Below are 11,470 nucleotides of genomic sequence, written 5' to 3' on the forward strand. Positions count from 1 at the left end.
GTTCGAGCACCGGGCGGTGATCGTCGGCGACGAGGTCGTCGACGGTGCCGTGGTGGAGGCGGGACCGGGTCCGGTGTTCGTGTTCCCCGGTCAGGGCAGTCAGTGGCCCGGTATGGCCGTGCGGTTGCTCGACGAGGACGAGACGTTCGCCCGGTGGATGGCCGAGGCCGACCGGGCCATCGCGCACCACGTCGGCTGGTCCGTCATCGAGGTGCTCCGGGGCGACGCCGAGCTGCTGGACCGCATCGAGGTCCTCCAGCCCGCGCTGTTCGCGATCATGATCTCGCTCGCCCAGACGTGGCGCGAGAACGGCGTCGAACCGGCGGCGGTCGTCGGCCACTCGCAGGGCGAGATCGCCGCCGCCTACATCGCCGGGGCGCTCAGCCTCGAGCAGGCCGCGAAGATCGTCGTCAAGCGGTCGCAGCTGTTCGCTGACGAGCTCGTCGGCAACGGCGCGGTCGCCAGCATCGCGCTGCCCGCCGAGCAGGTGCGGAAGATGCTGCCGGGCGAACTGGCGATCGCGGGTATCAACAGCCCGCATGCCTGCACGGTCGCCGGAGCGATCCCGGCGCTGGAGAAGTTCGTCGCGAGCTGTGTCGCCGAGGACATCCGGGCCCGCGTCATCGGGTCGACCGTCGCTTCGCACTGCGCCCAGGTCGACCGGCTGCGTGACCGGATCCTGGAGCTGTTCGCGGACATCACGCCGCAGACCGGCAGCGTGCCGTTCTACTCGACCGTCACGGCCGAGCGGATCGACACCGCGAGCCTCGACGCCGAGTACTGGTTCCAGAACGCCCGCCGGCCCGTCAGCTTCGCCAAGACCGTCGAAAAGCTCGTCGAGGACGGCCACCGCGTGCTGATCGAGTCGAGCGCGCACCCCGTGCTGATGCTGCCCGCCCAGCAGACCGCGGAAGCCGTCGGCACCGAGGTCGTCGCGATCGGCTCACTGCGCCGTGACCAGGGCGACCAGCGGCGGTTCACGATCTCGCTCGCCCAGGCGTGGGTCGCGGGACTCGACGTCGACTGGCGTTATCCCGGCGGGCGCAGGATCGCGTTGCCCACGTATCCGTTCGACCGTCAGAGGTTCTGGCCGGAACCGCTGGTCAAGGACACGTCCGATCCGGTCGACGCCGAGTTCTGGGAGCTCGTCGACAACGGCGGGCTCGAGGACATCGGCGTCGGGCAGGACGTCGCGCAAACGCTCGCGCAGTGGCGCAGCCGCCGCAAGTCCGAATCCACAGTGGACACCTGGCGCTACCGCGACCAGTGGACCCCGGTCACCGTCACCGGCACGCCGACCGGCACGTGGCTCGTGGTCACGTCCGGCACGGATGCGCAGGACGTGATCACCGCGCTGAACGCCGTGCACGTCGACGTCGACGAGCGGATCAGCCGGGACGACCTCATCGCACGCCTGCCGGAGACGATCGACGGCGTCATCGCGATGACCGGCCTGCAGGCCACGATCACGCTGGTGCAGGCCCTGGCCGAAGCCGGTGTCAGCGCTCCGGTCTGGGCCGTCACCCGCAAGGCCGTCGCGGTCGGCGACGAGGAGGTCGACCCGGCCCAGACCGCGATCTGGGGTCTCGGTCGCGTCGCCGCACTCGACCTGCCCCGTCGCTGGGGCGGCCTGGTCGACCTGCCCGACACGCTGGACACCAAGGCCGCGCAACGGTTCGCCGCCGCGTTGACCGGCACCGAAGACCAGGTCGCCATCAGGCACAACGGTGTGTTCGCCCGCCGTCTCGTCCGCGCGAACGCCCGCCACAGCCCCGAGTTCGAGGCGTCCGGCACCGTCCTGATCACCGGCGGCACCGGGGCGCTCGGCGGTCACGTCGCCCGCTGGATGGCCGAGGCGGGCGCCGATCATCTCGTGCTCACCAGCCGCCGCGGCCTCGATGCACCAGGTGCGCGCGAACTCAAGGCGGAGCTGGAACAGACCACCCGCGTCACCATCGCGGCCTGCGACGCGGCAGACCGTGCAGCACTGGCAACGCTGCTGGACGGCATCGACGACCTCACCACGGTCGTGCACGCGGCGGGCATCGGCACGGGGGACGCCCCGATCGACGAACTCCGGTACTCCGACGTCACGGCGTTGCTCGACACGAAGATCACCGCCGCTCGGCACCTGCACGAACTCGCACCGCAAGCGCGTTTCATCCTGTTCTCGTCGGGTGCGGCGAGCTGGGGCAGCGGTGGCCAGCCCGCTTACGGGGCGGCCAACGCCTACCTCGACGGCCTCGCCCACCTGCGCAGGTCGCAGGGCCTGAAGGCGACGTCGATCGCGTGGGGCGCGTGGGCGGACGCCGGCATGGCCGCCGATCACGGCATGTATGAGGCGCTGCAGCGGATCGGCATCGGATCGATGCCGCCCGAGCTCGCGATGCGGGTGCTGCGCCAGGCCGTCGCCGACGACGAGACCCAGCTCACCGTCACCAACATCGACTGGGCCAGGTTCGCGCCGAGCTTCACCGCCGAGCGGCCGAGTCCGTTGCTCAACGGCATTCCCGAGGTTCGCGCGGCATTGGCCGAAGAGCCCGTCGAGGAGTCGGAGCTCAAGCAGCGCCTCGCCCGGCTCACCGAGGCCGAACGCGACCGCGCGCTGCTCGACCTGGTCCGTGCCGAGGCCGCGAAGACGCTGGGCTACGCGGAAAGCGACCAGGTTCCGACCGGCAGGGCGTTCCGGGAGCTGGGCTTCGACTCGGTCACGGCGGTCGAGATGCGCAACCGCCTCAAGACCGCGACCGGGCTGGCGCTGCCCGCGACGCTCGTCTTCGACTACCCGACCGCGACCACGCTCTCGCAGCACCTCCGCGACGAGCTGTTCGGTGGGGCGCAACAGATCGAGGCCCGCGCGGCCACGAACGTCACCGGCGATCCGATCGTGATCGTCGGCATCGGCTGCCGTTACCCCGGTGGCGTGACGACGCCGGAAGCGTTGTGGGAGCTCGTGTTCGAGGGCCGTGACGTGATCTCGCGGTTCCCGGCGGACCGCGGCTGGGACATCGAGCGGCTCGCCAGTTCGACCTTCGAGGGCGGATTCCTCGACGCCGTCGCCGACTTCGACGCGGGCTTCTTCGGGATCTCGCCGCGCGAGGCCGTGGTGATGGACCCGCAGCAACGCCTGCTCCTCGAAACGTCGTGGGAGGCCCTGGAACGCGCGGGCATCGACCCGACGACCTTGAAGGGCAGCTCGACCGGCGTCTTCGTCGGCACCACGGGGCAGGACTACGAGTCGCTGCTCAACCGGTCGCTGGAGGAGACCGGCCCGTACGCGACGACCGCGTTCTCCGCTTCCGTGCTGTCCGGCCGCATCTCCTACCTGCTCGGGCTGGAGGGCCCCGCGGTCACGATCGACACGGCGTGCTCGTCGTCACTCGTGGCCATGCACTGGGCCGCGCAGGCGCTGCGCAACGGCGAGTGCGATCTCGCTCTGGCCGGTGGTGTCGCGGTCATGACCACGCCCAACGCCTACTCCGCGTTCACCGCGGCGGGCGGGCTCGCACCGGACGGGCGGTGCAAGGCGTTCGCGGAGGCCGCGGACGGCACCGGCTGGTCCGAGGGCGCCGGTGTGGTGCTGCTCGAACGGTTGTCGGACGCGCGTCGCCACAGCCACGAGGTGCTCGCGGTCCTGCGCGGTTCCGCGATCAACCAGGACGGCGCGTCGAACGGCCTGACCGCGCCGAACGGCCCGTCACAGCAGCGGGTGATCCGGCAGGCGCTGGCGAACGCCGGGTTGCGGCCGTCCGAAGTGGACGCCGTCGAGGCGCACGGCACCGGCACCACGCTGGGCGACCCGATCGAGGCGCAGGCCGTGCTCGCGACGTACGGGCAGAACCGGTCGACGCCGCTGCTGCTCGGGTCCATCAAGTCGAACCTCGGCCACCCGCAGTCGGCGGGTGGTGTCGCCGGCGTGATCAAGATGATCATGGCGCTGCGCAACGGTGTGCTGCCGCAGACCCTCCACGTCGACGCGCCTTCGTCCAATGTGGAGTGGCAGTCGGGCAGCGTCGAGCTGCTGACGGAACGCCGTGACTGGCCGGCGAACGGCCGTCCGCGCCGCGCCGGTGTGTCGTCGTTCGGTGTCTCCGGCACGAACGCGCACGTGATCATCGAGGAAGCGCCCGAGTTCACCGCCGCGGTTCCCGAGGTGACCACCACTGCGTCGGTGGTGCCGCTGGTGGTGTCGGGCAGGTCCGAGGAGGCGCTGGCCGATCAGCTCGCGCGTCTCGGCTCGGTCGAGGCGTCGCAGCTCGACCTCGCCTACTCGCTCGCGGTGTCGCGCAGTGCGTTCGAGCACCGGGTCGTGCTCGTCGACGGTGTCGAGATCGCCAGGGGAGAGGCGGCCGAGCGGGATCTGGCGGTCTTGTTCACGGGCCAGGGGTCGCAGCGGCTCGGCATGGGACGGGACCTGTACGAGCGGTTCCCGGTGTTCGCGGACGCGTTCGACGCCGTGCTCGCCCATCTCGACCCGGCGCTGCGGTCGATCATGTGGGGCGACGACGCGGAGGCGCTCAACCAGACCGGCGCCGCGCAGCCCGCGATCTTCGCGCTGGAGGTCGCGCTGTACCGGCTGGCCGAGTCGTTCGGGATCAAGGCCGGCAGGCTCGCGGGCCACTCGATCGGCGAGATCGCGGCCGCGCACGTCGCGGGTGTGTTCAGCCTGGAGGACGCGTGCACGTTGATCTCCGCGCGCGCCTCGCTGATGCAGGCGTTGCCCGCCGGTGGCGCGATGTTCGCGATCGAGGCGGGCGAGGACGAGGTCACGCCGTTGCTCACCGACGGCGTCTCGATCGCGGCGGTGAACGGGCCTGATGCCGTGGTCATCGCCGGTGCCGAACAAGAGGCTCGCAGGATTGTTGACCAATTCGACGATCGCAGGGTCAAGCAGCTCAAGGTCAGCCACGCCTTCCACTCGCCGCTGATGGAGCCGATGCTGGACGACTTCCGCGCGGCCATCGCCGGAATTTCGTTCAACAATCCGACGATCCCCCTGTTGACTGGTGGGATTGTTCAACAATCAGAGTACTGGGTGCGGCACGTGCGGGAAGCAGTCCGGTTCCACGACACGATGCGCGCGCTCGACGGCAGCACGTTCCTGGAGATCGGCCCGGACGGCGTGCTGTCCGCGATGGTCGGCGGCATCCCGTTGCTGCGCAAGGACCGCGGCGAGGAGCAGGCCTTCGTCACCGGGCTCGCCCGCCTGCACGTCAGCGGCGCGACGGTGAACTGGAGCGCGTTGTTCGAGGGAACGGGCGCGCGACGGGTGGACCTGCCGACCTACGCGTTCCAGCACGAGCGTTACTGGCCGACCGTCCTCGACGTCGCGCCGGTCGACCATACGGCCTCCACTGTGGACTCGTGGCGCCACCGCGAGTCGTGGGAACAGGTCAGTCCGCGTGGCTCGGTTTCCGGCACCTGGCTGGTGCTCGGTGCGGAGGACGACTTCGCGCGCGACGTCGCGGCGGCCGTGGGCGGCACGGTGGTGCAGGAGGTGCCCGCGACGCCGTTCGACGGGATCGTGTCGCTGCTGGCGTTGGACTCCGCTGTGGACGAGAACGGCGTGCCGCACGGTGTGATCGCGACGATGGAGCTGATCCAGTCGTTGGCGCGCAAGGGCGTCAGCGCTCCGGTGTGGGTCGTGACACGAGGCGCGGCGACCAGCGCGACGCAGAGCGCGGTCTGGGGTCTCGGTCGCGTGGCGGCACTGGAACTGCCTGCTCAGTGGGGTGGTTTGGTCGACATCACCGGTGACGTCACGCTGCTGGGCGCGGTGCTGGCCGGTGACGAGACCGAGGTCGAGATCCGTGCCGAGGGCGTGTTCGCGCGACGTTATGACGCCGCCGCGCCTGCCGATGCGATGTGGGAGCCACACGGCACCGTCATCGTCACCGGCGGCACGGGAGCGCTCGGCACGCACGTCGCCCGCGACCTGAAGCAGCGCGGTGTCGAGAAGATCGTGCTGGTCAGCAGGCGCGGTCTCGACGCGCCGGGTGCCGCGGAGCTGCGTGACTCGCTGGGCGCGGAGATCGTGGCGGCCGATGTCGCGGACCGGGCGGCGGTGCGGCGGCTGCTGGAGGAGTATTCGCCGAACGCCATCGTGCACACCGCCGGTGTGCTGAGCGATGGCGTGCTGGAAGGCCTCGCGCCGGAACGGTTCGCGGACGTGTTCCGGTCGAAGGTCGCGTCGGCGCTGGTGCTGGACGAGCTGACGCGGTCGCTGGAGCTGGACGCGTTCGTGCTGTTCTCGTCGGTCGCGGGTGCTCTCGGCAATCCCGGTCAGGCCAACTACGCGGCCGCCAACGCGGTGCTCGACGCGATCGCGCGGGACCGGCGTTCGCTTGGCCTGCCCGCGACGTCGATCGCGTGGGGTGCGTGGGCCGGCGCCGGAATGGCCGAAAGCGTTGACGCACAGGGCATCACGATGCGGCCGGACCTGGCCGTGGAATCGATGTGGCGTGCGGTCGCGGAGGACGCGCCGACCGTCGCCATCGCGATCCTGCCCGAGAAGCCCAAGGCACGGAAGAAGATCACTGTCGGCGGCGACGTGCTGGAGATCGTGCGGACCGCCGTCGCGTCGGTGCTCGGCTACGCCGGCCCGCACGCGGTGGGCGTGGACAAGGAGTTCCGCGACCTCGGGTTCGACTCGCTCACGGCGGTCGAGCTGCGCAACCAGCTGTCGGCGGCGACCGGACGGACGCTGCCCGCGTCCCTGGTCTACGACTACCCGACACCACGCCGTCTCGCCGACCACCTGCGCGGCGGTGCGACTGACTCGTCCGACACCGTCGTGGCGCACAACGACGAACCGATCGCCATCGTCGGCATGGCATGCCGCTTCCCCGGTGACGTGAACACGCCAGAGGAACTGTGGCAGCTGCTGCTCGACGGACGTGACGGCATGGGCGCGTTCCCGGTCGACCGCGACTGGGACGTGGAGTCGGTGCTGTCGACGTCGATCACCCGCGAGGCGGGGTTCCTCACCGGGACCGCGGACTTCGACCCGGCGTTCTTCGGGATCTCACCGCGTGAGGCTCTCGCGATGGACCCGCAGCAGCGGTTCCTGCTGGAGACGACGTGGGAGGCCCTGGAGCGCGTTGGCGTCGATCCTCTCTCGTTGCGCGGTTCGCAGACCGGTGTGTTTGTCGGCACGAACGGCCAGGACTACGCGACTCTGCTGACGTCGTCGGAGGAGGACACCGAGGGACACGCGGCCACGGGTCTCGCGGCTTCGGTGATCTCGGGCCGGCTGTCCTACACGTTCGGCTTCGAGGGGCCCGCGGTCACCGTCGACACGGCGTGCTCCGCCTCTCTCGTCGCCATGCATCTCGCCGTGCAGGCGTTGCGCGGCGGCGAGTGCTCGCTCGCGGTGTCCGGTGGCGCGACGATCATGACGACGCCGCACGCGTTCGCCGAGCTCACACGCCAGGGCGCTCTGGCGGCGAACGGCAGGTCGAAGGCTTTCTCCGACGACGCGGACGGCGCCGGCTGGTCCGAGGGTGTCGGCATGGTCGTGATGGAGCGGCTGTCCGATGCGGTGCGCAACGGGCACCGGGTGCTGGCGGTGATCCGCGGTTCGGCGGTGAACCAGGACGGCGCATCCAACGGCCTGACCGCTCCGAACGGTCCGTCGCAGCAGCGGGTGATTCGTGCTGCTCTCGCGAACGCCGGTCTGTCCGTTGGTGACGTCGACGCCGTTGAGGCGCACGGCACCGGTACGGCCCTGGGTGACCCGATCGAGGCACAGGCCCTGATCAACACCTACGGCGCCGAGCGTTCGACGCCGCTGTGGCTGGGTTCGGTGAAGTCGAACATCGGCCACACCCAGGCGGCCGCCGGTGTGGCGGGCGTGATCAAGATGGTGCTCGCCCTGCAGCACGGCCTGCTCCCGCAGACCCTGCACGTGGCCGCGCCTTCCTCGCACATCGACTGGTCCGCGGGCACGGTCGAGCTGCTGACGTCGGCGCGCGAGTGGCCCGCCACCGGTCAACCGCGCCGGGCCGGTGTCTCGGCGTTCGGCATCTCCGGCACGAACGCGCACATGATCCTCGAGGAGGCTCCCAGCGCCCCGGAATTGTCAGACCTCCCTGAGATGATGGGGATGGGGGGCGAATCCCCCCAGGGGGCCAGCCAATCGGGATCGATTCCGCAGGTGGGGGCGGTGCCGCTGGTCGTGTCGGCGAAGTCGCCGGCGTCGCTGAAGGCTCGGATCGAGCAGGTGCGCGCGCTCGACGCGAACAAGACGGACCTCGGCTTCTCGTTGCTGACGACGCGGTCGGTGTTCGATCACCGTGCGGTGCTCATCGGGGACGAAGAGATCCACGGCGTCGCTCAAGAGAGTGCGCCGGTGTTCATCTTCCCCGGTCAGGGGTCGCAGTGGCACGGCATGGCCGTCGAGTTGCTGGACGAGGACGAGACGTTCGCGCACTGGGTCCGCATGTGTGACGAGGCGATCGGCAAGCTCGTCGGCTGGTCGGTGATCGACGTCCTGCGAGGCGAGGCCGAGCTGCTGGAACGGATCGAGATCCTGCAGCCGACGTTGTTCGCGGTGATGGTGTCGCTGGCTCAGACGTGGCGGCAGAACGGGGTCGAGCCCGCGGCGGTCGTCGGCCACTCCCAGGGTGAGATCGCCGCCGCCTACGTCGCCGGGGCGCTCAGCCTCGACGACGCGGCGAAGATCGTCGTCAAGCGGTCACAGCTGTTCGCGGACGAGCTCGTCGGCAACGGAGCCGTGGCGAGCGTGGCACTGCCCGTCGAGGAAGCACGGCAACTCATCGAGCGGTGGCCGGTGCTGTCCATCGCGGGCATCAACAGCCCCAACGCCTGCACGGTCGCCGGAGCTCTGCGAGAGCTCAACGAGTTCGTGGAGCTGTGCCAGGCCAGGGACATCCGCGCCAGGGTGGTCGCCTCGACGGTCGCCTCGCACGGTCCGCAGGTCGAACCGTTGCGGGAGAAGCTGCTGGACCTCCTCGGCACGATCACGCCGCGTTCGAGCGACATCGCGTTCTACTCGACGGTCACGGCCGACCGCATCGACACCGCGACCCTCGACGCCGGCTACTGGTACGAGAACGCACGCCGGCCCATCGAGTTCGTCGCGATCACCAGGAAGCTGATCGAGGACGGCTACCGCGTGTTCGTCGAGGCGAGCCCGCACCCGGTGCTCACGATGTCCGCGCAGGCCACGGCCGACGCGGACGGCGCGGAACTCGTCACGATCGGCTCACTGCGCCGCGACCAGGGCAACAGCCGCAGGTTCACCACCTCGCTCGCCGAGGCGTGGGTCGCGGGACTCGGCGTCCAATGGCGCTACCCCGGCGGACGCAAGATCGATCTGCCGACGTATCCGTTCAGCCGCAGCAGGTTCTGGCCCAAGGCGGGCGCGAAGACCGTCGCCGCCGGGGACAGCGCGTTCTGGCAGCTCGTCGAGAACGGCGGCCTCACCGAGGCGCTCGGCGTGGACACGAACGACATCCTTCCCGCCCTCAGGGAATGGCGAGCGCGGCAACAGGCCCAGTCCACAGTGGACGGCTGGTGCTATCGCGATTCGTGGCAGCTCCTGCGCGGCGTCCAGGCGACCGGCATCACCGGCACGTGGCTCGCGGCGGTCCCCGAGGAGACCGACGAGTGGACCGAGGCGGTGCTCCGGACGTTCGGCAACGACCTCGTGCGGATCACCGTGCGGCCCGACGCCGAACGCGCACTGCTCGCCACGGAACTGACCGGCATCGAACCGGTCGGTGTGATCTCGTTGCTCGGCACCGAGAACGCGCCGCACCGGGAGTTCACCTCGACGCCGCTCGGTCTCGCGCTGAACGTCCTGCTCCTGCAGGCCCTCGCCGACGCCGGCAGCACCGCGCCGTTCTGGGCCGTCACGAAGCAGGCGATCTCGACCGGCGCCACCGACCACGTCACCAACCCCGGCCAGGTCGCGCTGTGGGGCCTGGGCAGGGTCGCCGCGCTCGACCTGCCTCGCCACTGGGGCGGCCTGGTCGACCTGCCGGAGACGATCGACGGCCAGATCGAGCAGGGCCTGGTCGCGGCGATCACCAACGGCGGCGGCGAGGACCAGCTCGCGGTCCGCGGCACCGGCGTCCACGGCAGGCGGCTCGTCCCGGCCCAGCGCGCACCGAAGCCCACCGAGTGGACGCCGCGCGGCACGGTTCTGATCACCGGCGGCACCGGCGCGCTGGGCGGCCACGTCGCCCGCTGGGTCGCCGGCCGCGGTGCCGAGCACGTGCTGCTCACCAGCCGTCGCGGTGATCAGGCACCGGGAGCGCGGGAACTGCAAGCGGAACTCGAAGCGCTCGGGGCCCGCGTCACCATCGCGGCGTGCGACGTGTCCGACCGGCACAGCCTCAAGTCCGTGATCGACAGCGTTCCCGATCTTCGCGCCGTCGTGCACGCGGCCGGCATCGTCGAGGGCAACGCCTCCACCGACACGCTCGGCATCGACCAGCTGGACCGGTTGCTCAAGGCCAAGATGACGAGTGCCTGGCTGCTGCACGAGCTGACGAGCGACCTGGACGCGTTCATCCTGTTCTCGTCCGGCGCGGCGAGCTGGGGCAGTGGCGCGCAGCCCGCGTACGCGGCCTCCAACGCCTACCTCGACGGCCTCGCGCACTTCCGCCGGGCACAGGGCCTCAAGGCCACCTCGATCGCCTGGGGTGCGTGGGCGGACTCCGGAATGGCGTCGGAGAACGAGGAAGGCGCGGAACAACTGCGCAGGCGCGGCGTCCACACGATGAAACCCGACCTCGCGATCACCGCGCTGCAGCAGGCGGTCGAGGACGGGCACACGTCGCTGACGATCACCAACATGGACTGGGAGAAGTTCGCGCCGAGCTTCACCGCGTCCCGGCCGAGCCCGTTGCTCATGGGCATCCCATCGGTCCAGAAGGCCCTGGCAGAGCCGGAGACGACGGATTCCGGGCTCAAGGAACGGCTGCTGGCGTTGCCGGAAGCCGAACGCGCCAGGACACTGCTCGACCTCGTCCGCACGGAAGCCGCCGCGACACTGGGCTTCGAGAGCGCGGAGGCGTTCGGGCCGGCGAGGGCGTTCCGCGACGTCGGCTTCGACTCCGTGACGGCCGTGGACCTGCGCAACAGGCTCAAGTCGGTCACCGGTGTGGCGCTGCCGGCGACGCTGGTGTTCGACTACCCGACACCCGCGGCGCTGGCCCAGTTCATCCGCACCGAGCTGCTCGGCGAGGCCGCGAGCGCGGACGACGACCCGGAAGCGCACATCCGCGAGACGCTCGCGTCGATCCCGGTCAGCCGCCTGCGCAAGGCCGGTCTGCTGGACCTCGTTCTCCAGCTCGCGCAAGACAGTGGGGAAAACAACAGCGCCGGAGATGTTGTGCTAGCAGCCGAGGCGGAATCGATCGACGACATGGACGGCGAAGCCCTCCTGCGTCTGGCGATCGGGGACGCCATGAACTAGCGGGCGATCCGAGAAGGAAGCGCG

Annotated in this window: 1 protein-coding gene (running past one end of the window); it reads left to right on the forward strand. The window is 70.4% G+C overall.

Features of this window, described 5'->3' with window-relative positions; translation table 11 throughout:
- Positions 1–11,446, forward strand: the final stretch of a protein-coding gene (locus tag JOD27_RS44460; RefSeq protein WP_307829830.1) for a type I polyketide synthase. It extends 16,007 nt beyond the left edge of the window; 11,446 of the gene's 27,453 nt are visible here — the last part of the coding sequence; its start codon lies off the left edge, out of view; it ends in the stop codon at positions 11,444–11,446.
- Positions 11,447–11,470: the final 24 nt, after the last annotated feature.

It is taken from the genome of Lentzea nigeriaca (genome assembly GCF_016907955.1).
Taxonomy (GTDB): domain Bacteria; phylum Actinomycetota; class Actinomycetes; order Mycobacteriales; family Pseudonocardiaceae; genus Lentzea; species Lentzea nigeriaca.